Origin of the sequence: Streptomyces reniochalinae (genome assembly GCF_003323735.1) — a bacterium.
GTDB classification, from domain to species: Bacteria; Actinomycetota; Actinomycetes; order Streptomycetales; family Streptomycetaceae; genus Streptomyces; species Streptomyces reniochalinae.
In genome coordinates, this window is the sequence record NZ_QOIM01000030.1 from 108,673 (window position 1) to 130,386 (window position 21,714).

Below are 21,714 nucleotides of genomic sequence, written 5' to 3' on the forward strand. Positions count from 1 at the left end.
CCGCTAGCTGATGTGGAGGCCCTTGCTCTGGAGCCACGGGATCGGGTCCACGGCCGAGCCGCCGCCCGGCCGCACCTCGAAGTGGAGGTGCGGGCCCGTGGAGTTGCCCGAGCTGCCCGAGTAGGCGATGACGTCGCCCGCCTTCACGTGCCCCGACCGGATCTTGTTGCTGCTCAGGTGGCAGTACCAGGTCTGCGTGCCGTCCTTGGCCGTCACGATGGCCATGTTCCCGTACGACACGTCGTACTTCGTCGAGACGGTGCCGTCCGTGGCCGCCATCACGGGGGTGCCGTAGCTGACGGGGAAGTCGATGCCGGTGTGCACCGACATCCAGTTGACCCCGGCCTGTCCGTAGCGGGCGCTGAGCGTGTGGTTCTTGACCGGAAGGACGAACTTGGGGCGCATCGCTTCCTTGCGCGCCGCCTCCTTCGCCTTGCGCTCCTTCTCGGCCTCCTGGCGCTGCTTGAGGTCGATGCGTTCCTGAGTGCGGCTGGCCCGGTCGGCGAAGTCGTCGGCGTCGGCGGAGAGCCCCGCGAGCTGGGTGTCGAGCTTGCTGTTGGCACTCGACGGCTTCACCGGTGCGGCGTCCGGTGCCGCGACGGTGGTGGTGCCGCTGTCTGTGGTGCCGCCGTCACCGTCGTCGCTGCCCATCACGCTGGCCGCTGCCGCGCCCGCCACACCCATGACGGCCACCGACGGCACCGCGACGGTCATCAACGCGCGACGGCGGGGGCGGGGCTTGGGCGAGCGCCGGCGCCCCCGCGCGGACGGCCCACTGCCGACCGTGCCGAGAGCCGCGGGAGCGGAGGAGTCCGCTACGTCGTGCTCGTCGGGGAGCCCGCTGTCCACCGCGTCCTCGTCCGCCACCCGGGACGTGGCGGACGAGGCCGTGTCCCGCGTCGGGTCGGCCTCGTCGTACGCGTGCTGGTGCTCCGCGTCGTACGCCTGCTGGTGCTTTGCCAGTTCGGAGAAGTCCCACTGAGCGGTGGCATCCTGCTGCTGGGGCTGAGGTGGCGGGTCCTGCGCGAACTGCTGCTCCTGACCGGGGGCATGGCTCAGGCCGTCGAAACCGTAGCCGTCGTACGCCTGGAGTCCGTCGTACGCCTGGAGCCCGTCGTGGCCCCCGGGGGACTCGTAGCCGTACGCGGCACCCTGGCCTTCGGACTCCCAGGCGCCCGCGTGCCAGCCGCCGTTGTCCCAGCCGGCGGTGTCCCACTCGGCCGCGTACCAGTCGACCGTCCCCGCGCCGGCTGCTGTCGGGGCTGCCGCCGTCGCGGCGTCCACCGCACCGACGCCGGCCGTGCCGTCACCGGGTGCGTCCCAACCGCCGTTCCATGACGACGAGTCCCAGGCCGCGGTCTGCCGGCCGGCGTCCTGCACGCCGAACGTCCACTGGCCGGTCCCGTCATCGGGCGCCGGGTAGCCGTAATGCGCTTGCTCAGGTCCCGCCTGCGCCGGAATGCTGTAGTCCCCCGCGGGCTGAGTGCCGTAACCGGCGTCCCAGGATCCGGAGCCGTCCCAGGTGGTGTAACCGGCCGGGGTGTTCTCCCAGCCGCCGCCCGGATAGCTGCCGGTCCCGGTGTGGGGGACGGCGCCCGCGTGCGCCTCGGCTCCCGGAAGGGAACCGAAGAGCGGGTCGTCGTCGCCGTAGGAAGCGTAAGCGCCGGCGGGGGAGCCGTAAGCGTCGACGGCAGCACCGGCGGCGGAGTCGTAGGCGCCGACGGAGTACCCGCCGTGCGGGTCCGTCGAGTAGGCGGCTTCACCGTACGCGCCGTACGCCGACTGTCCGTAGTCCCCGCTATAGGGCTCGTACGAGAAGCCGGCACCGGAGTCGTCGTCGGGACTCGGGACTCCCGACGGATGACGGTCGTTCACCACCAACTTCTCTTTCGCCTCGGCGACAGGGGCGGAGCAGTGCGGCGACTGTACCCGGCGGTATGCGACGGCGACAATCTTCGGGGGGTTTTAGCCGCTCAAGAAAAGGGCAATCAGCCGTCTTTCGGCGGACTACGGGCGGGTAGCAGACGCTGAGTTCGAATTACGTTCGAAAGGCGGGAGCTTCTCCGAGGGGTGCCCGACCGCCCCTCCCCGTCCCCGCCGCGCGGCCGCCCCCCACGGCCAACTCCGTACGGAACCGGGCAGAAACACCGCACCCGAACGGAATCCCCGCCTGCCCGCAGAACCAGGGAAACGACGGACACGCCCGCGCGCCGCCTCGCCTTGGCACCCCGCCTCCGCGCCTCACCGCTGAGCCGTCACCGCGTCACACCACCGCCTCGCCGCTGCGTCTCGCCGCCTAGCCGGGGGCGCATGAGGTGTACGGCCCGGAGCGCGCCGTGCCGCGGACGCGCGTCGGAGCACGGGGCGCGGTGGGACACGAGCCGCACCATACGGTCGGTGCGGGTCGGTGCGGGTCGGTGCGGCCGGGGCGCGGTGGGGCGCCGGCTTGCGCCCAGCGGCGGGCGCGGAGGTGGAGGCGCGCGGGCGTGCGGCCGTCGGCCGTGGCCCGTGGCCCGGCGTGTGATTTCTCCCTCCCTTCCGGGCGCGGAACGGACGGCTGCGGGATGCTGGAGATAACGTGCGTTCACGCCCCCATGGCCTACCCGGCCGGGAGGTCGTGGAGGTCGTCCAACAGGGAGGCAATGATGGTTGTGTCCGGTCCGATCCGCGTGGTCGTCGCCAAACCTGGCCTCGACGGCCATGACCGGGGCGCCAAGGTCATCGCCCGCGCCCTGCGCGACGCCGGTATGGAGGTCATCTACACCGGCCTGCACCAGACCCCGGAGCAGATCGTCGGCACCGCCATCCAGGAGGACGCCGACGCCATCGGCCTCTCCATCCTCTCCGGTGCGCACAACACCCTCTTCGCCCGCGTCCTGGAACTGCTGCACGAGCGGGACGCCGGCGACATCAAGGTGTTCGGCGGCGGGATCATCCCCGAAGAGGACATCCCTCCGCTCAAGGAACAAGGCGTCGCGGAGATCTTCACCCCCGGTGCCACGACCAACGAGGTCGTCGACTGGATCCGCACGCACGTGGGGCCGGTGGCCGCCTGAACCCCGCCAGTGGCCCAGGGCTGCGCGCCGCGGAACAGGATCATCCCCTCTCGCCCAGTTCCGCCAGCATCGTGCCCCGCAGCCGCAACGTGCTGACGAGCCGCTGGAACGACTCCGCCCAGTACGCCCCGGCCCCCGGAGACTCCTCCTCCCGCACGTCGGGAACAGCGGCGAGCGGAGCGAGCCGCTCGGCGTCGGACGGGTCCAGACAGCGCTCCGCCAACCCCATCACCCCGCTGAAGCTCCACGGGTAACTCCCCGCGTCCCGGGCGATCTCCAACGCGTCCACGACCGACCGCCCCAGCGGCAGCGACCACGGCACCGCGCACACCCCCAAGATGCGGAACGCCTCCGACAGCCCGTGGGCCGCGATGAAGCGCGCCGCCCACGCCCCCCGCTCCTCCTCGGGCAGCACCGACAACAATCTGGCCGGATCGCCCGGCCCCTCCGCGAACGGCTCGATGGGCTCACCGATCAGCGCACGCGCCCACGCGGCGTTCCGTTGCCTGACGGCCGCACCGCACCACGCCGCGTGCAGGTCGTCCCGCCAACCATCGGCGACCGGCAGGGCGATGATCTGCTCAGGCGTCCGCCCCTCCAGCCGTTCGCACCACACGTCCAACGGGGACGCCTCCACCAACTGGACGAGCCACCACGCCCGCTCCCCCCGCCCGGTGGGCGGCTTCGGTATGACGCCGTCGCGCTGCATACCGGCGTCACACTCGGGCGGCGCCTCGACGACGATGCCGCCGCCACGCACCCGGTCCGGAGCCACGCAGGCTCTGGCCCGCTCCGCCATGCGCGCCGCCAGCGCGGAACCGGGCAGCGCCGCCAGCAACTCGGCCGCCGTCGCCCGCACCGTACGGCTGCGGTCCGCCAGAGCGCGCTCCAGGAACGGTTCGTCGGCCTCGCTGAGCCCCTGGCGCAGCGAATCCAGGAACATCAGCCGGTCCTCGGCGCGCTCGGTCTGCCAGGTCGAGGCCAGCAAGGCCAGCCCCGCCTCCGGCCGGTGCCGCCGCAACGACGAGAGCACCGCCACCCGCTCGGCGAACAGCCCCTCCTGCCAGACCCGTTCGCCCGCGCCCGGGTCCTCGCCCGCACCCGGTATCCGGCGCCGCGCGCCGTCCCGTAGCGCGAACCTCCAGTCCGGGTTGTGCCGGGCCAGCCACAGCGCCCGGGGGCCGGCGAAGGCCAGCGTCTCGGCCCGCAGGTCCGTACGGGCCCGCGCCGCGTCCAGCAGCGCAGGCAGCAGGTCCGCCGGGGCGCGGTAACCCCGGCGGTTGGCCTCCGCGAGCCACTGCGGCAGCAACTCGCCCAGGTCGGGGCCGGCGCCGCGCCGCCCCGCCGCGCCCGCGTGACCCGGTCCGCTTCCCGCCCGCTCCGCGAGCAGCGTGGCCAGCCGCTGCTCGGCCGCTGTGGGCAGCGGTGTCCGCGCGTCCTCCGGTGCGGGACGCGGCCGCTGCCGGGGCACGGCGGGCCGTACGCCGGCGCGACGGCGTACGGTCTCGGCCGCTGCCGCGTCCAGCAACGCCGTCGCGCTCCCTCCCGGCGGGCGCCGCCGTTCGCCCCCCAGCAGAGCGGCAGACACCAACTCCCCCCACTCAGGCCCGCCCGCCTCCCGTTCCTCGTCTCGCCGCCCCGCCTGGTGCAGGCCGTCTGTGTCCGGCCGGCCCCGCTCCGCATGGTCAAGGCCGTCTGCGTGCCCCCGGCCTCGGCTTGGTCCCGGGGGCTCGGTGGCCCTCGTCGATCTTGCCGCTGCTTCCGGGCCGCCGCCGTCTTCCGGTTCGACGGCTCCCGCCGACCTCGCCTCCGCTTCCGGCTGGGCGGCTCCCGCCGCCGACCTCGCTGCCGCTTCCGCCGACCTCGCCGCCGCCTCGGTGCCGTCCCTGGGTTCGTTGCTGTCTCTGGGCTCAGCGCCGCCTCCCCGCTCGACGCCTTCTCGCGGCACCCGCGCTTCCCGTTGCCCACCCGTGCTTTCCAGCCCGGGCACTGGCACGGCATCGTGCTGTGCCTCGACCGTCTCCGGCGGCCCGCTCGCCCGATGCTTCCGTCCGACTTCCGTTTCAGCCGACACGCCGTTCAGCTCCCCTCACGCCGCCGTCTCCTCGTTCCCCTGTCCCAGGGCGAAAGCCTCCGAGGGCGAAGCGCACGCGTGGTTCGTCCCTTTCGTGCGTGCTGTCGACCGCTGACCCACGCCTTCCGGAGTTCTGCCTTCCGGTTTCCCCGGCTGTCTCGCCTTCCGTCGTCAGAGGGTGACGGGTCTGCTTTCGAACCAGGCCGTGTGCGGGGTGAAGCCGTGGTGACCGCACTCGCCGAAGACCGTGAGGGGGCCGTCGGCGGACATGGCCAGCAGCTTCCACAGGGCCCTTGAGCCGGTTTCCGGGGCGACAGGGAGGGCGACATCGGCTCCGTCCGAGGCCAGTTGCCAGCCGGTGGCCGTCCGGGGCCGGGGCTGGGCCGGCCCCGCGGCAGACGCGCCGCCCTCGGACGGGGGTATCGGAACCACATCCCGCAGTACGTACGGCCAGCCCTCCAGCCACGGGTCGCCGTGGAGGGCGCGCGCGTACGTCTCCAGGGCTTCCGGGATGCTGCCGCCCGTCGGCCGGAAACCGGGCAGCGGCGCCCCGTGCCGCTCCCCGAGCGCCGCCCGCAGCGGGCTGCCGCCGGGGTAGTAGGCGAGTTCGGCGTCCAGCACCGCACCCACCGGAAGCTCCGTCTCGGGCGCACGCCCACCGGCGGCGAACGAGAGCAGCATCGCCGACCGCCCCGTCGCGCGGCCGTACAGCCAGATGCGCCGGGCCGTGAGACGCCCCTCCTCCGTGTCGCGCTGGGCGAGCACCAACCACTCGTCCCGCAACAACGCGTCACCGTCCGCGAGAAGTTCCGACGTCCCGACCGTCAGACCCACCCGGGTGCGCACCGTTTCGGCCAGCGGCGTCGGCAGCGCGTCCCTCCCCTCCCAGGCACGGGCGAGCAGATGCAGCAGCGCACACTCGGCCAGCAGCCGCTCCGGCCACCCCTCACCCGAACCGGCCACGGAACCCAGCCCCCGTACCCGCGCGGCCAGGCCCGGCGCCTGGGAGTCGACCATGCGGGCCGCGATCTCCTCCCATGGCGCGTACCCTGCCTGCTCGGCGCCCGCGAGACCGCCGCGCAGCAGATCGGCCAGCCGCTGCTCCAACTCCTCGGTGCCCGCGCTGATCCGGGCCGCGCGCTGTGCGGCACGACGGCGCGCCGCCTCGGTGCGGCCCCCGCCCCGCGTCCGGCTATGTGTCCCTGCTCCGGAGCTCCCCTCTCCGGACGTGCTCGTCTGCGCTCCGGCGCCCTCTCCTTCGGCGCGGAGTGTCGCGTCGTCGGCCGGTACCGGCGCGCCTGCTCGCTCCGCCGCCCGGCGGACCGTGTGTCCACCCATGCCGAAAACGGTAGGCGCCGCCACTGACAACGAGCCCCCAACTCCTCGTCGCCGCAGGTCAGAAGCGATATCGGTGGCGTTGTCAGTGGCGGGGTGCACAGTGGTTCACGGATCGGCCGAGGCGCTGCGGCGCGGGGGTTCCCTCCTTGGCCGCTCCCATGCCTTTTTCCGTCATCGAGCGTCCGAACCGAGCGTCCGAACCGAGCTTTCGAACCGAGCCCTGCGTTGAGGGGGAGTTGTGACCCAGAGCGATGTCGCGGAGCAGCCGGCGCTGCGGCCCCACGCCGAGGACGCGTTCGCGGACGAGTTGGCTGCCTTGGCCGCCGTCGACGACAGGCCGCGGCCTGCTCGTTGGCGGCTGTCGCCGTGGGCCGTGGCGACGTATCTCCTCGGCGGCGAGCTGCCGCAGGGCCGCGTGATCTCACCCAAGTACGTGGGTCCGCGCCGCGTCGTGGAGGTCGCCGTCAGCACGTTGGCCACGGACCGGGCGCTGCTGCTGCTCGGCGTGCCGGGTACGGCCAAGACGTGGCTGTCGGAGCACCTGGCGGCGGCCGTCAGCGGGGACTCGACGCTGCTGGTGCAGGGCACGGCGGGCACGGCGGAGGAGTCGATCCGCTACGGCTGGAACTACGCCCAACTGCTCGCGCAGGGGCCCAGCCGGGAGGCGCTGGTGCCCAGTCCGGTGATGCGCGCCATGGCGGAGGGCATGACGGCACGGGTCGAGGAGCTGACCCGTATGCCCGCCGATGTGCAGGACTCGCTGATCACCGTGCTGTCCGAGAAGACGCTGCCGGTCCCCGAGTTGGGTGAGGAGGTGCAGGCGGTCCGCGGCTTCAACCTGATCGCCACGGCCAACGACCGTGACAGAGGGGTCAACGAGCTCTCCAGCGCCCTGCGCCGCCGCTTCAACACGGTGGTGCTGCCGCTGCCGGACACCGCGGAGGCGGAGGTGGAGATCGTGGCGCGCCGCGTCGGGCAGCTGGGCAGCTCGCTGGACCTGCCGCCGGCACCGGAGGGGTTCGACGAGATCCGCCGGGTGGTCACCGTCTTCCGCGAGCTGCGGGAAGGCGTCACCGAGGACGGGCGCACCAAGCTCAAGTCGCCTTCGGGCACGCTGTCCACGGCTGAGGCCATCTCCGTGGTGACGGGTGGTCTGGCGTTGGCCGCGCACTTCGGTGACGGCGTGCTGCGCGCGGGCGACGTGGCCGCGGGGATCCTGGGCGCCGTCGTCCGGGATCCGGCCTCCGACCAGGTGGTGTGGCAGGAGTATCTCGAGGCCGTCGTGCGTGAGCGGGAGGGCTGGAAGGACTTCTACCGTGCCTGTCGAGAGGTGTCGGTATGACAGCTTCCGCACCCGAAGGTGCCGTCGCGCCCGTGACCTGCGGTCCTCCTCAGAACGCGGCACCGCGAGGGGGGCCTCCGGCCGGGCCGCTGCTGCTCGGCGTGCGGCATCACGGGCCGGGTTCGGCGCGTGCGGTGCGGGCCGCGCTGGAGGCGTACGAGCCGCGCGTCGTCCTGATCGAGGGCCCGCCGGAGGGTGACGCGGTGGTGGGCCTGGCGGGGGAGGAGGCGATGGTTCCCCCCGTGGCGTTGCTGGCCCACGCGGTCAACGAGCCGGGCAGGGCCGCTTTCTGGCCACTCGCGGAGTTCTCGCCGGAGTGGGTGGCCATCCGCTGGGCGGTGAGGCGCGGCGTCCCTGTCCGGTTCATCGACCTGCCGGCAGCGCACACCCTCGCGATGAGCGAAGGCCGCACCGTGAGCGAAGGCGAGGAGCAGCTACACGGGGAGGGCGGAGAGAAGCCGCACAAAGAGGGGGACGGGACGGTCCCCGGCGGCCCCCACGGGGGTGGAGCCGCCGGGGACACGCCACCCGACGGGCTACAGCGGCCCGCCGGCCAAAAGATTCGGCTCGATCCGCTGGCGGCGCTCGCGGAAGTCGCCGGGTACGACGATCCGGAGCGCTGGTGGGAAGACGCCGTCGAACACCGGAGGGGCGGCCGCCACGACCCCTTCGCGCCGTTCACCGCTCTCGGCGAGGCCATGTCCGAGCTGCGTGCTGTGCACGGGGACGGCGGTCACGGGCACGACCTGCTCCGCGAAGCCCACATGCGGCTGCGGTTGCGGGAGGCCGCCAAGGAGTTCGGCAGCGCGGCCACGGCCGTCGTCTGCGGTGCCTGGCACGTACCCGCGCTCGCCGAGCCGGAGCAGCCGGCGGTGACGGCCGACCGCCGGATGCTCAAGGGGCTGCCGAGGGTGAAGGCCGAGGTCACGTGGGTGCCGTGGACGTACCGGCGGCTGGCGCGCCGGTCCGGGTACGGAGCGGGGATCGCCGCGCCCGGTTGGTACGGCCATCTGTTCGCAGTGCCGGACCGGCCCGTGGAGCGGTGGATGACGAAGGTCGCGGGGCTGCTGCGGGAGCGGGACCATCCGGTCTCGTCCGCTCATGTGATCGAGGCGGTGCGGCTCGCCGAAACCTTGGCCGCCTTGCGCGCACGCCCGCTGGCGGGGCTGACGGAGTGCACCGACGCGATACGTGCGGTGCTGTGCGAGGGCTCCGACGTGCCGTTGGCCCTGATACGGGAGCGGCTGGTGGTCGGTGAGGCGCTGGGTGAGGTGCCCGAGGGCGCTCCTGCCGTGCCGCTCCAGCGTGACGTGGAGCGCTGCGGGCGTGCCGTGCGGCTCAAACCGGCGGCCACCGAGCGGGAGATGGACCTCGACCTGCGCAAGGACACCGACGCGGCCCGCAGCCGCCTGCTGCACCGGTTGCGGCTGCTCGGTGTCGACTGGGGCGTGCCCGCGCACTCGCGCGCGGGCAGCACCGGCACGTTCCGCGAGACGTGGCGTCTGCGCTGGGAGCCGGAGTTGTCCGTGCGCGTGGCCGAGGCCGCGCTCTGGGGCACGACGGTGTACGAGGCGGCCACCGTCAAAGCCTGCTCCCGTGCGGTGGAGGCGCCGGGCGGCACGCTCGCGGACGTCACCGCGCTGGCCGAACACTGCCTGTTGGCGCACCTGCCGGACGCGCTGCCCGTCGTGATGCGGGTTCTGTCCGACCGGGCGGCGTTGGAGGCCGATGTCGGGCACCTCGCGCAGGCGCTCCCCGCGCTGGTGCGCAGCCTGCGTTACGGCGACGTCCGGGGCACCGATGCGGGGGCGCTCGCCGAGGTGGCGGGCGGTATGGCCGCGCGGGTGTGCGTCGGGCTCCCGCCCGCCTGCGCGGGGCTCGGTGACGAGGGCGCCCGCGAGATGCGCGGACCTCTGGACGCCGCGCACCAGGCCGTGCGCCTGCTGACCCGCGGCGAGCCGTGCAAGGAGGGCGAGGAGGGCCTGGCGGGGGAGGGCCAGGCGGAGGAGGGCCGGTCAGGAGCCGGCTTGCTGAGCAGGTGGCGCGGGATGTTGCGGACGCTCGCCGGGCGTGCCCTGGTACCCGGCCTGCTGCGCGGCCGCTGCGTGCGGCTGCTGCTGGACGAGGGCAGTCTGGCGGACGAGGAGGCGGAGCGGCTGATGCGTCTCGCCCTCTCGCCGGGGACGCCACCGGGTGAGGCCGCCGCGTGGGTCGAGGGCTTTCTCTCGGGCGGCGGGATGCTGCTCGTCCATGACGAACGGCTGCTCGCGCTGGTCGACCGGTGGCTGACCGGCGTGCCGGCGGAGGCGTTCACGCACGTGTTGCCGCTGCTGCGGAGGACCTTCGCGCAGTTCGAGTCGGGGGTGCGGCGCACGCTGGGTGAGCTGGCGCGGCGGGGGCCGGCGGGCGAGGGCGCCGGGGCGGCGGCGGGGGCCGGGGAGGGGCTGCCCGGTTTCGGTCCTGGGCTCGAGGCGGCGCGCGCCGAGCCCGCGCTCGAGACGGTACGGCTGCTGCTGGGCGGGGCCCGGGCCGGGGCGGCGGCGTCGCGGGAAGACGGGAGCGGACCGGTGGACGAGCGGCAGGAGGTACGCGCATGACCGCGGGCCAGGACGGTGCGGCGGGGGCCGCGGAGGCGGAGCGGTTGCGGCGCTGGCGCATGGTGCTCGGCGGTGGCGAAGCGGACGGTACCGGCTGTGCGCTGGGCACAGCGGACAGCGGCATGGACCGTGCGCTGGAGACCGTCTACGGCGCGGACGGCTCCGGTGGCGGCGACCGGAGCGGCGGTGGCAGCCGCGGCGGCGGGCTCGGTGCCTCGGCCCCGCACGTCTCCCGCTGGCTGGGTGACATCCGCACGTATTTCCCCAGCCCGGTGGTGCAGGTGATGCAGCGGGACGCCATCGACCGGCTCGGGCTCTCGTCGCTGCTGCTGGAGCCCGAGATGCTGGAGGCCGTCGAGCCGGACGTGCACCTGGTGGGCACGCTCCTGTCGCTCAGGGCCGCGCTCCCGGAGACCAGCAGGGAGACGGCCAGGGCCGTGGTGCGCAAGGTCGTGGCGGAGCTGGAGCGGCGGCTGGCGGCCCGGACCCGGTCGGCGCTGGCCGGCGCGCTGGACCGCTCCGCGAAGGTCGACCGCCCCCGCCACCGGGACATCGACTGGAACCGGACCATCCGGGCGAACCTGAAGAACTACCTGCCCGAGTACGGCACGGTGGTGCCCGAGCGGCTGGTCGGCTACGGGCGGGCCGCGCGGTCGGTCAGGAAGGACGTCGTCCTCTGTGTCGACCAGTCGGGGTCGATGGCGTCGTCCGTGGTCCACGCCGCGGTGTTCGGCGCGGTACTGGCGTCGATGCGGACGTTGCACACGCGGCTCGTCGTCTTCGACACCGGCGTCGTGGATCTGACCGACGAGCTGGACGACCCCGTCGACGTGCTGTTCGGCACCCAGCTGGGCGGGGGCACCGACATCAACCGCGCGCTCGCCTACTGCCAGTCCCGGATCAGCCGGCCGGCGGAGACGGTCGTCGTGCTGATCAGCGATCTGTACGAGGGAGGGATACGGAAGGAGATGCTGGGGCGGGTCGCCGCGATGAAGGACGCCGGTGTTCAGTTCGTCACGCTGCTCGCGCTCTCCGACGAGGGCGCGCCCTCCTACGACAGGGAGCACGCCGCCGCTCTCGCCGCCCTCGGCGCTCCCGCTTTCGCCTGCACTCCCGACCACTTTCCCGAGGTGATGGCCGCCGCGATCGAGAAGCGTCCGATACCGGTGCCCAAGGACCGGGGGCCCTCAGGGCTGTGACCGTTGTCACCGCGTATGTGTGAGGTGCGATTTAGGCAGCGCACGCGCGCAGGGCTAACCTGCAAGGCGGACATGCCGCGCGACCCGTGGACGCCGCGGCCCTGCGGCACGCCCACGCTGACAACGACCGCGAGACCATTGATTAAGGGGACGGACGCGCGTGGACCTGTTCGAGTACCAGGCGAGGGACATCTTCGCCAAGCATGACGTACCGGTGCTGGCCGGTGAAGTCATCGAGACGCCTGAGGCGGCGCGCGAGGTGACCGAGCGGCTCGGCGGCCGGGCGGTCGTCAAGGCCCAGGTCAAGACCGGTGGCCGCGGCAAGGCCGGTGGCGTGAAGCTGGCTTCCGACCCGGCGGACGCGGTGGAGAAGGCCGGCCAGATCCTGGGCATGGACATCAAGGGCCACACGGTCCACAAGGTGATGCTGGCCCAGACCGCGGACATCGCGGAGGAGTACTACGTCTCCTTCCTCCTGGACCGCACCAACCGCACCTTCCTGGCCATGGCCTCGGTCGAGGGCGGCGTGGAGATCGAGGAGGTCGCCGCCACCAAGCCGGAGGCGCTGGCCAAGATCCCCGTGGACGCCATCGAGGGCGTCACCGAGGCGAAGGCCCGCGAGATCGCCGAGGCCGCGAAGTTCCCGGCCGAGCTGGTCGACCAGGTCGCGCAGGTCCTGATCAAGCTGTGGGACGTGTTCGTCAAGGAGGACGCCCTCCTCGTCGAGGTCAACCCGCTGGTCAAGACGGGTGACGGCAAGGTCATCGCGCTGGACGGCAAGGTGTCGCTGGACGCGGGCGCCGACTTCCGCCAGCCCGACCACGAGGCGCTGGAGGACAAGGCCGCCGCCAACCCGCTGGAGGCCGCGGCCAAGGCCAAGGGCCTCAACTACGTGAAGCTCGACGGTCAGGTCGGCATCATCGGCAACGGCGCGGGCCTGGTCATGTCCACCCTCGACGTCGTCGCCTACGCGGGCGAGGCGCACAACGACGTCAAGCCGGCCAACTTCCTCGACATCGGTGGCGGAGCCTCCGCCGAGATCATGGCGAACGGCCTGGAGATCATCCTCGGCGACCCCGACGTCAAGTCGGTCTTCGTCAACGTCTTCGGCGGCATCACCGCCTGCGACGCGGTCGCCAACGGCATCGTGCAGGCGCTGGAGCTGCTCAAGTCCAAGGGCGAGGACGTCAGCAAGCCGCTGGTCGTGCGCCTCGACGGCAACAACGCCGAGCTGGGCCGCAAGATCCTTACCGACGCGGCGCACCCGCTGGTGCAGCAGGTCGACACGATGGACGGCGCGGCCGACAAGGCCGCCGAGCTGGCCGCCAAGTAAGCCCGGACGAGACCGAACGAGGACACCGACAACACCATGGCTATCTTCCTCACCAAGGAGAGCAAGGTCATCGTCCAGGGGATGACCGGCTCCGAGGGCCAGAAGCACACCAAGCGGATGCTTGCTTCCGGCACCACCATCGTCGGCGGCGTGAACCCGCGCAAGGCGGGCACGAACGTCGACTTCGACGGCACCGAGGTGCCCGTCTTCGGCGGCGTCAAGGAGGCGATGGAGAAGACCGGTGCGGACGTCACCGTCATCTTCGTCCCGCCGAAGTTCGCCAAGGACGCCGTCGTCGAGGCGGTCGACGCGGGCATCGGCCTGGCGGTCGTGATCACCGAGGGCATCGCCGTCCACGACACCGCCTACTTCTGGGACTACGCCTCCCAGAAGGGCAACAAGACGCGGATCGTCGGCCCGAACTGCCCGGGTCTGATCACCCCCGGCCAGTCGAACGCGGGTATCATCCCCTCCGACATCACCAACAGCGGCCGCATCGGCCTGGTCTCCAAGTCGGGCACGCTGACGTACCAGATGATGTACGAGCTGCGTGACATCGGCTTCTCCACGTGCGTCGGCATCGGCGGTGACCCGGTCATCGGCACCACGCACATCGATGCCCTCAAGGCGTTCGAGGCCGACCCCGACACCGACCTGATCGTCATGATCGGCGAGATCGGCGGCGACGCCGAGGAGCGCGCGGCGGACTTCATCAAGGAGAACGTGACCAAGCCGGTCGTCGGCTACGTCGCGGGCTTCACCGCGCCCGAGGGCAAGACGATGGGCCACGCCGGCGCGATCGTCTCCGGCTCCTCCGGTACCGCGCAGGCCAAGAAGGAGGCCCTGGAGGCCGCGGGCGTGAAGGTCGGCAAGACCCCGTCCGAGACCGCCCGCCTGGCCCGCGAGCGCCTGAGCGCCTGAGGCACCTGAGGCATCCGAGTCGCCTGAGCGTCTGAGGCGCCCGGAAGTCTGCGCGACGTCTGAAGGCCGGGTGTCCGAGACCGCGACGCAGGGCCGTGGCACGGCTGCTTGACGGGCCCGCACCCCGCGAGGGTGCGGGCCCGTCAGCTGTTCCGGCCCGGGCCCTGCTCGCTCCGCTGGAAGTCGTGCAGGTCCACGCGCCCGTTGGTGGAGCGGAGCTGGGGCAGATAGGCACGGTCCGAGGGCGACGAACGCCTGGCCTCGGCGTGCCGCCGCTCCCGGCCCTCTTCACTCGTCCGAGTGGTTCTCACCACGGACGCGCCGGGGAACGCCGCCGGAGCGAAGGTCCGGGGCACCACCTCGGCGGGCTTCCTCGGCGGCTGTTCGCTCTCCGCCGTCACGAGAGTGAGTACCGTCGCCGCGGTCACGGTCGCCGTCAGCCCCAGCGAAGCCCGCGTCCACAGCCGCGTCGTACGGCAGCTGCGGCGGCGCACGAGACGGGGCGGCACGGGCCGCACCGGCTGGGCCACGGCGAGTTCGCGCAGAGTGTCGGCCAGCACGGCGCCGCGCCGTCTTCGCGGGAGCTCCCGCAGCGGCGGCCAGCTCTCCTCGAGCGCCACCCGCCCGTGGGTGACCCGGCCCGCGGCCGCCTCCGTACTGCACTCCACCTCGGCGGCGGTCTGCGGCAGTGTGAGCCCCAGCCCGTAGTGCAGCAGCAGCGCGGCACGGTAGCTGCGCGGCAGCCCCAGGAACGCCTCCAGCACGGCTCGGTCCTCCGGCGGGCCCGAGTACGCCTGCGGCACGCGGCGCAGCGGGTGGAACTGGTGCCACGGGGACAGCGCGTACTCGTACACCGTCGCGCGCACCGTGCGCGTCGGGTCGCCGCCCGCCAGCACCCTGGGCCAGTGCTGCCACGCCTGGTGGAACGCCCACCGCACCGCGCGCTCCGCCACGCGCCGGTGTCCTGACAGCAGGAACGCCTGCCGGGTGAGGGCCCGAGCCTGCCGCACGTAGAGCTCGTCGAACGCCTCGACCGGGTCCGACGGCAGCTCTCGCGGCTGCGCGGCGGTCCGTACGAAGTCGTCCACCGGCCCCGCCACCGCCGCGACCACCTCGACGCGGGGCTCCGCTTCGCTCCGCCGCGGTGCGGGTGCCGACACCCGTGGCGTCGGCGCCACCTCGCCCGTGAGGGGTTCGCTCCGCGGGGTGGGCGCCGGAGCCGTACGGGTCCCCGCGCCACCCCCATCCTCTACTTCGGCAGGCCCTTTCGCCCCAGGTGGCCGTTCCATCTCAGGAGGCCCTCCCACCTCTGGAGGATCTTCGACCTCCCAAGGACCCTCCTCCTCGGGAGGCCCTTCTCTCTCGGGAGCAGCCACCTCCACCGGAGCCGCCACCGCTACGGACGGCTCATCCGGCGCGGGACTCGGCGTGGCGCCTGCTTCGGGGCCCGGCGCGGTGGCGTCCGGTGCGGCGTCCGGCGCGGGAGCTGACGCGCCGGACGACGAGGCGCTCGGCGAGGCGCTCGGCGAGGCGCTCCACGAGGGGGTCGGCGTGGCGGGTGGTGCGGCGGCCTGCGGGGTGGACTTCTGCCGCTGGGCGGTCGAACGTCTGGCCTGCCCCCTGCTCTTGCCCTTGCTTTTTCCCATGCCCCTGCCGCCTTGCCGCCCGCTCTTGGGGGCCTCCCTCTTGGCGTCCCCCGTGGCCCCGCCCTCCGCCGTCGCCGTCGTCGGAGACAGCCCCGCCGCGGTCGTGGCGGGAGCGGACGGGGACGAGGGGGCGTCAGGAGCCCCGGGGGCGGGACGCGTTGCCGCGTCGGCGGCCGCGTCGGCGGCCGCGCCCGCAGGCGCGGCAGCAGAGCTGGAAGAAAGACGCATAGCCCTTAGCTTGTGCGACACAGCGACAAAATGCCTGCTACTAGGGCAAAACGGGTGTTCTTGGCAGCATGGCGTCGTGAGCCAATTGACGCACCGCGGTCCCTCGTTGTCCTCGGGCCGTGGCCACCCCCGCTCCCTGACCCTGACCAGCGGTTGGCTACTGGGCGGCGCCGTGGCCGCGGGGCTCGGTCTCGGCGTGTGCGCCGTGGTCGTCCTGCTGCTGTGGACCGTCTCGCCGTACCCGGACAGCGACGCGGACGGTGCTCTGCACCTGGCCGCGGACCTGTGGTTGCTGGCGCACGGTGTGCAGCTCGTGCGGCACGAAACGCTCTCCGGTATCCCGGCACCCGTCGGGGTGACACCGTTGATGCTGACGGTCGTACCGGTGTGGCTGCTGTGGCGCGCCACACGCGAAGGGCTCGAATCGCGGCCGGCCGCGGGCGCCGGGTACGGGGCGGCGGCCGTCGGGGGCTGGGTCTCGGGCGGCTACCTTCTCGTCACCGCCGCGGCCGTCGCCTACGCCTCGGGCGGGCCCATCGAGGCGGAGCCCGCCGGCACGAGCTGGCGGCTGCCGCTGTTCGTCGTCGTCGTGACCGGCCTGTGCGCGGCGTTCTCCTCGCAGCGCCGCTCGGTGGCGAACGCGTGGACTCAGCTGTCCTCCCGGCTGCCCGAGGCACCCCGGGAACGGGTGTCGGGGGTCACACGGCAGATGACGCGAGAGCGGGCCGTCGTCGCCGTGCAGGCGGGCGGTGCGGCAACGGTCGTGCTGTGCGGCGGGGGTGCTTTCCTGCTCTCGGCGGCCCTTGTGTGGGACGTGCGGACCGTCTGCCGCACCTTCCCCCAGCTGACCGAAACCCTCTCGGGACAGTTCGCGGTTCTGCTGCTGGGGGTGGCGCTGCTGCCCAACGCGGTGCTGTGGGCGACGTCGTACGGCCTCGGCCCGGGCTTCACGCTGGGCGGCGACAGCGTCGTCTCCCCTGTCCTGAGCACCGGCTCGCCGCACCTGCCGCCGTTCCCGCTGCTCTCCGTCGTCCCCGAAGAGAGCTCCGGCGGGGTGGTCGCCTGTTGCCTGGTGGCGGTGGTCCCGGCGCTGGGCGGCCTGATGTGCGGATGGTGGGTGGGGCGTTCCCAGGCGGCCGTGGGGCGGGCCGAGGTCGCCGTCCGGCAGCGGGGAGGGCATCCGGCGGGGTGGCGGGCCGTACTGGTGACGGTGCCGCTCGCCGCGGTCCTGTGCGGTGCGCTCCTCGCGCTGCTCGCCGCTGTGGCCGGCGGCCCGCTCGGGAGCGCCGCCCTCGCGCACGTGGGACCGTCGTGGTGGCAGACGGGCGGGGCCGCCTGCGGGTGGATGATCGCCGTCGGGCTGCCGACCGCGCTGGGCGTGCGCTGGTGGGTACGGTCGAGCGCCCGCAGGGCCGCGGCAGCGGCGGCCCGCGCCGCGGAGGCCGCGGCCAAGGCGGCGGCCGGGCTCGGCCCGGACGCCGCCTGGCACACGGACGCGGCCCGCCGTGTGCGCTGGGCCGCGATGAGGGATGCCTCCGGCGGCCTGATGGCCCCCTTCGCCCCGGCCGACCCGACGGAGCGCGGTCTCGTTCACCGGATCGACAGGGCCGCTCTCGTTCTCGACGTGGAGGTGGAAGCGGACGTGAACGGGGACGGGGGCATGAACGGGGACACGGAGGGGAAAGCGGACGCGGAGAACGGCACCGACCCCGGCTCCGGCGATGCTCAGCCCGCCGCCGACGCTCCGGTCGAGGCGCCGGCCGCCGCCGACGCCCCGCGCGGGACCCCGCACGGGGACCTCACCGGGAAACCGGCCCCCGGCGGACCGGGGAAAGTCTGAAGGCGCCGCCCCGGTTCGCCCGCCTCAGCAGCGCTGCCCGCCTCCGCGGGCCCACCTCAGCGGTTCTCCAGGAACGGCTGGAGTTCCTTCGGCAGGTGCCGCTCGCAGTCGTCGCGCGAGGACTGGGTCAGTGCGTCGTTCTGGCAGGTGTAGTAGTCGCTGTAGGCGAACTGGAACGTGTACGTCGCCGCGACGATCGCGAGTGTCAGCCCTGCGGTGACCAGCCCGCTGATGGCAGCCGTCCGCTTCGCCTTGGCCGCCTGCGCGGGGGTCACGGCGAGCGGGACCGGCGACCGGCCGTCCGGGCCACCGGCGCCGCCCGGGCCTCCGGGACCGGCGGAGCGCCCCGGCTCCTCCTCGCCCTCCGCGCCGCGGTCGGTTCCGGCGACGTCCTCCGCCGTGGCGGTCACGGAGCGGCGCGGCTTGCCGCCCTTGGACCTGCGGTCCTCGGCCGTGGACTTCGGTGGTTTGCCGCGCAGCGCGCTGATGCCCCAGTAGAGCGAGAGCGCCCCGAGCAGGAGCGCGACCTCCGGGACGCCCAGCAGGGCGAAGAAGAGGCCCCAGATGCCGGCGTGGAGGGCGTACCTGGCGTGCCGCTGGAGCGGGTCCGTCGGATCCCAGCGCATGCCGCGCCCGCCGGAGCCGCCGGGCCCGCCCCCGGGCCCGCCTGCCCCCCGGTCGCCGTCGCCTTGCCGGTCGCGGTCGCGGTCGCTGCCGCGGTCGCCGCCGAAGCTGCCGCCGTGCCGTCCCGGCTGGCGGCTGCTCCACTGGCTGCCCCACGCGGAGTCCCGCTGCTCGTCGGGTCGCCGTTCGTCGTCCGACGAGCCGGAATTCCCTCCGGAGCCGTCGCCTCCGCGGCCGGACCCGTTCCCGGAGTCCGTTCCTGAGTCCCGTGGACCGCGGGGATCCCCGGGGCCCGACCCGTCGTCCTTGTCCTGGGCGAGCCGCCGCGGCTGCCGAGGCTGCCACGGCTGGTCCGGCTGCCCCTCCGGCGGTGGCGCGAAGGGGTTGTCCTCGCGGGAGGTGCTGTCGGATGCGGCCGTACGGCGGCGTCGGTCGGTCATCTGGTGTGGCTCTTCCTCGTCGCTTCCGCGTCGGTTGCACGGCCGTGTGGCCCTCCGAGCCCCGCGGGAGCCCGAGAAGGCCGTGTCCCTGACGCTACCTTCCGGTTGCGCCCCCGTCCCGTGGGGGCCGTTCCGAGGGCCGGTATGGTTGCCGACGGTCGGACGCTTCGTAGAGTTCCCCGGAATTCCCGGGTCCACGTACTTGTGCGACCACACAATGCCGTCCGGCCGCCCCAACCGCCCCACCCGCCTCACCGCGCACCCAGTACCCCTTCAGCATCCCCTCAGCTCCGCCTTCATCCCGCCCGTCTCCCGCGAGAGAGAGCACCGTCGTGGACGCGCCGTCCTTCCGTCCCGCCGCCCCCGTGCGCCTCGTCGTCCTGGTGTCCGGTTCAGGCACCAACCTCCAGGCGCTGATCGACGCGGCGGCCGACCCCGCCACGCACACCCCGTACGAGATCGTCGCCGTGGGCGCGGACCGGGGCGGTATCGAGGGGCCGGCGCGCGCGGAGCGGGCCGGGATCCCCACCTACACGTGCCGGGTGAAGGACTTCGCCACCCGCGCGGAGTGGGATGAGGCGCTGACGGAGGCGACGGCCGCCCACGACCCTGACCTGGTGGTCTCGGCGGGCTTCATGAAGGTGGTGGGCCCCGGGTTCCTGGCGCGTTTCGGCGGGCGGTTCCTCAACACCCACCCCGCGCTGCTCCCCAGTTTTCCCGGCGCCCACGGCGTACGCGACGCGCTCGCGTACGGCGCGAAGGTGACCGGGTGCACCGTCCACTTCGTCGACGACGGCGTCGACACCGGGCCCGTGATCGCGCAGCGCGCCGTCGAGGTCCGGGAAGAGGACCACACCGACGAGGGTGCCGCTCTGCACGAGCGGATCAAGGAAGTCGAGCGACGGCTGCTCGTCGAGGTCGTGGGGCGCATCGCCCGCGACGGCTACACCTTCGAGGGGCCGAACAGAAGAAGGGTACGACTGGGTCATGAGTGAGACTGCTGCGACCACGGGCGCCAAGCGGCCGATCCGCCGGGCGCTGGTCAGCGTGTACGACAAGACGGGCCTCGAGGAGCTGGCCCGGGGGCTGCACGCCGCGGGGGTGCAGCTGGTCTCGACGGGATCGACGGCGCAGCGCATCGCGGACGCCGGCGTTCCTGTCACCCCCGTCGAGGAGCTGACCGGCTTCCCCGAGTGCCTGGACGGGCGGGTCAAGACCCTGCACCCGCGTGTGCACGCCGGCATCCTCGCCGACCAGCGCCTGGAGGCGCACCGCGAGCAACTGGGCGAGCTGGGCGTCGAGCCGTTCGAGCTGGTCGTCGTCAACCTCTATCCGTTCGCCGAGACCGTGGCCTCGGGCGCGTCGGACGACGCGTGTGTGGAGCAGATCGACATCGGCGGCCCGTCGATGGTGCGCGCCGCCGCCAAGAATCACCCGTCCGTGGCCGTCGTCGTCAACCCGGACCGCTACGGCGGAGTCCTGGACGCTGTGCGGGACGGTGGCTTCGACCTGGCCTCGCGCAAGCGCCTGGCGGGGGCGGCCTTCCGGCACACGGCGGCCTACGACGTGGCGGTGGCGGGCTGGTTCGCCGAGTACACCGGCAAGGACGAGGAGGAGCCCTCCCCGTTCTCCGAGTTCGTCGGCGTCACCTACGAGCGCAAGAACGTGCTGCGCTACGGCGAGAACCCGCACCAGCCGGCCGCGCTCTACACGGGCGGCCGCGGCGGTCTGGCCGAGGCCGAGCAGCTGCACGGCAAGGAGATGTCCTACAACAACTACGTCGACACCGAGGCAGCGCGGCGTGCCGCGTACGACCACGACGAGGCGTGCGTGGCGGTCATCAAGCACACCAACCCCTGCGGTATCGCGGTTGCCGCAGACGTTGCCGAGGCGCACCGCAAGGCGCACGCCTGCGACCCGCTGTCGGCCTACGGCGGCGTGATCGCCGTCAACCGTCCGGTGTCGAAGGAGATGGCGGAGCAGGTCGCGGGCATCTTCACCGAGGTCGTCGTCGCCCCGGACTACGAGGAGGGCGCTGTGGAAGCGCTCACCCGCAAGAAGAACATCCGGGTCCTGCGCTGCCCCGAGGCCCCGGCGGCGCCCGCCGAGTTCCGTCCCATCGACGGCGGTGGCCTCGCGCAGGTCAAGGACGCCTTCCAGGCCGAGGGCGACGACCCGGCGAGCTGGACCCTGGCCGCGGGGGAGGCGCTGGACGCCGGCGAACTGGCCGAGCTGGCCTTCGCCTGGCGGGCGTGCCGCGCGGTCAAGTCCAACGCCATCCTGCTCGGCAAGGACCGGGCGACGGTGGGCGTCGGCATGGGGCAGGTCAACCGGGTCGACTCGGCACGGCTCGCCGTCCAGCGTGCGGGCGAGGAGCGGGCGCGGGGGGCGTACGCGGCCTCGGACGCGTTCTTCCCGTTCCCGGACGGCCTCGAGGTGCTGGCCGAGGCGGGCGTGCGCGCCGTCGTCCAGCCGGGGGGTTCCGTGCGCGACGAACAGGTCGTCCAGGCCGCCGAGAAGGCGGGCATCACGATGTACGTGACGGGTACGCGGCACTTCTTCCACTGAGTGTCGGAGTGCCTGACCGGGCTCGGTGCTCCACCGAGCCCGGTCAGGCACCGGGAGTTCCGGTCGAGTGGGAAGGCGGGAACCGTCAGCGCCCCCGCGCCGCCGCCCGGCTCGGTCCGCAGGTGGTCGTGGCGCGGTGCCCACACCTCGAAGGTGACCAGCTCGTCCCCTGCGGGCAGCACCACCGGGGAGAACTCGAAGGGCACCGGAGCCTCCACCCGGCCCGGCACCACCTCGATGTGCTCCCCCGCCCTCCGGGTTCTCCACGACGTACGTACGGTCGCGGCTGTGGTTGGTCAGCGTCCAGAACGAGCCGCTGGCCGCGAGCACCCCGGCGCTCCTGGACACCCCCGGGTGCGCGAGGACGAGTCCGCACTCCTCCTCCCGGCCGAAGCGGAGACTCTCGCCGGGCGCCAACCGCACCTGCCCCCCGGCCCGCTGTTTGCCACCTGTGCCGCCGACTTCTCGGGCGGCACAACAATGATGCTGTGCATACGCGACCCCCGGC

The 21,714-nt window shown here is 73.3% G+C and carries 14 protein-coding genes and 1 pseudogene; 9 read left to right on the forward strand and 6 right to left on the reverse strand.

All coding sequences use genetic code 11. The features are described from left to right. Positions 1–3: 3 nt before the first annotated feature. Positions 4–1,878, reverse strand: a complete 1,875-nt coding sequence (locus DQ392_RS11365) for a M23 family metallopeptidase (protein WP_114015433.1) — start codon at positions 1,876–1,878, stop codon at positions 4–6. Positions 1,879–2,642: 764 nt separating this feature from the next. Between DQ392_RS11365 and icmB the strand changes: the two genes are divergently transcribed. Beyond that, positions 2,643–3,056, forward strand: a complete 414-nt coding sequence (gene icmB, locus DQ392_RS11370) for a coenzyme B12-dependent isobutyryl CoA mutase small subunit (RefSeq protein ID WP_484421903.1) — start codon at positions 2,643–2,645, stop codon at positions 3,054–3,056. Between the two features lie 40 nt (positions 3,057–3,096). Here the strand turns inward: icmB and DQ392_RS11375 are convergent, their stop codons facing one another. Together DQ392_RS11375 and DQ392_RS11380 are read right to left on the reverse strand one after the other, a co-directional pair. Next, complete coding sequence (locus DQ392_RS11375) at positions 3,097–4,644, reverse strand: DUF5691 domain-containing protein (RefSeq protein WP_425470511.1); 1,548 nt, start codon at positions 4,642–4,644, stop codon at positions 3,097–3,099. A 657-nt stretch (positions 4,645–5,301) separates the two neighbouring features. Then, a complete protein-coding gene (locus DQ392_RS11380; protein WP_114015578.1) occupies positions 5,302–6,468 on the reverse strand; it encodes an SWIM zinc finger family protein in 1,167 nt (388 codons plus the stop codon). Positions 6,469–6,706: 238 nt separating this feature from the next. On the opposite strand from DQ392_RS11380, the gene DQ392_RS11385 reads away from it, so the two are divergent. The 5 genes from DQ392_RS11385 (at position 6,707) to sucD (ending at position 13,860) form a co-directional block, all read left to right on the forward strand. Beyond that, entirely contained in the window at positions 6,707–7,810 is a 1,104-nt protein-coding gene (locus DQ392_RS11385) for an ATP-binding protein (RefSeq protein WP_114015434.1), read from the forward strand. Next, positions 7,807–10,407, forward strand: a complete 2,601-nt coding sequence (locus DQ392_RS11390) for a DUF5682 family protein (protein ID WP_220182620.1) — start codon at positions 7,807–7,809, stop codon at positions 10,405–10,407. Before DQ392_RS11385 ends, DQ392_RS11390 begins: the two co-directional genes overlap by 4 nt. After that, the gene (locus DQ392_RS11395; RefSeq protein WP_114015435.1) at positions 10,404–11,606 is read left to right on the forward strand and encodes a VWA domain-containing protein; all 1,203 of its coding nucleotides are present in this window, start codon (positions 10,404–10,406) and stop codon (positions 11,604–11,606) included. The genes DQ392_RS11390 and DQ392_RS11395 overlap by 4 nt, the downstream gene beginning before the upstream one ends. A 160-nt stretch (positions 11,607–11,766) precedes the next feature. After that, on the forward strand, positions 11,767–12,939 hold the full coding sequence (sucC, locus tag DQ392_RS11400; RefSeq protein ID WP_114015436.1) for an ADP-forming succinate--CoA ligase subunit beta: 1,173 nt from the start codon (positions 11,767–11,769) through the stop codon (positions 12,937–12,939). Positions 12,940–12,975: 36 nt separating this feature from the next. Continuing rightward, on the forward strand, positions 12,976–13,860 hold the full coding sequence (gene sucD, locus DQ392_RS11405) for a succinate--CoA ligase subunit alpha (protein ID WP_114015437.1): 885 nt from the start codon (positions 12,976–12,978) through the stop codon (positions 13,858–13,860). Positions 13,861–14,003: 143 nt separating this feature from the next. Here the strand turns inward: sucD and DQ392_RS11410 are convergent, their stop codons facing one another. Then, positions 14,004–14,960 (reverse strand): sigma factor-like helix-turn-helix DNA-binding protein, encoded by a 957-nt coding sequence (locus DQ392_RS11410; protein ID WP_147266517.1) that lies wholly within the window; start codon positions 14,958–14,960, stop codon positions 14,004–14,006. 850 nt (positions 14,961–15,810) lie between these two features. Between DQ392_RS11410 and DQ392_RS11415 the strand changes: the two genes are divergently transcribed. Further along, positions 15,811–17,574, forward strand: a complete 1,764-nt coding sequence (locus tag DQ392_RS11415) for a cell division protein PerM (protein WP_181856381.1) — start codon at positions 15,811–15,813, stop codon at positions 17,572–17,574. Between the two features lie 56 nt (positions 17,575–17,630). Here DQ392_RS11415 and DQ392_RS11420 read toward each other — a convergent pair whose 3' ends face one another. Beyond that, positions 17,631–18,638, reverse strand: a complete 1,008-nt coding sequence (locus DQ392_RS11420) for a hypothetical protein (protein ID WP_114015439.1) — start codon at positions 18,636–18,638, stop codon at positions 17,631–17,633. Positions 18,639–18,970: 332 nt separating this feature from the next. Here DQ392_RS11420 and purN point away from each other — a divergent pair, with 332 nt between their 5' ends. Next, positions 18,971–19,633 (forward strand): phosphoribosylglycinamide formyltransferase, encoded by a 663-nt coding sequence (gene purN / locus DQ392_RS11425; protein WP_114015440.1) that lies wholly within the window; start codon positions 18,971–18,973, stop codon positions 19,631–19,633. Then, complete coding sequence (gene purH, locus DQ392_RS11430) at positions 19,626–21,206, forward strand: bifunctional phosphoribosylaminoimidazolecarboxamide formyltransferase/IMP cyclohydrolase (protein ID WP_114015441.1); 1,581 nt, start codon at positions 19,626–19,628, stop codon at positions 21,204–21,206. Before purN ends, purH begins: the two co-directional genes overlap by 8 nt. 23 nt (positions 21,207–21,229) lie before the next feature. On the opposite strand, the pseudogene DQ392_RS36170 reads toward purH, so the two are convergent. Next, positions 21,230–21,700, reverse strand: a pseudogene (locus tag DQ392_RS36170) (FHA domain-containing protein); the annotation flags it as partial. Positions 21,701–21,714: the final 14 nt, after the last annotated feature.

Excerpts from the sequence above, each read along its gene's own strand:
- DQ392_RS11380 (WP_114015578.1), bottom strand. The coding sequence starts at position 6,468 with ATGGGTGGACACACGGTCCGCCGGGCGGCGGAGCGAGCAGGCGCGCCG.
- sucD (WP_114015437.1), top strand. The coding sequence starts at position 12,976 with ATGGCTATCTTCCTCACCAAGGAGAGCAAGGTCATCGTCCAGGGGATG.
- icmB (WP_484421903.1), top strand. The coding sequence starts at position 2,643 with ATGATGGTTGTGTCCGGTCCGATCCGCGTGGTCGTCGCCAAACCTGGC.
- DQ392_RS11390 (WP_220182620.1), top strand. The coding sequence starts at position 7,807 with ATGACAGCTTCCGCACCCGAAGGTGCCGTCGCGCCCGTGACCTGCGGT.
- purH (WP_114015441.1), top strand. The coding sequence starts at position 19,626 with ATGAGTGAGACTGCTGCGACCACGGGCGCCAAGCGGCCGATCCGCCGG.
- DQ392_RS11395 (WP_114015435.1), top strand. The coding sequence starts at position 10,404 with ATGACCGCGGGCCAGGACGGTGCGGCGGGGGCCGCGGAGGCGGAGCGG.
- DQ392_RS11420 (WP_114015439.1), bottom strand. The coding sequence starts at position 18,638 with ATGACCGACCGACGCCGCCGTACGGCCGCATCCGACAGCACCTCCCGC.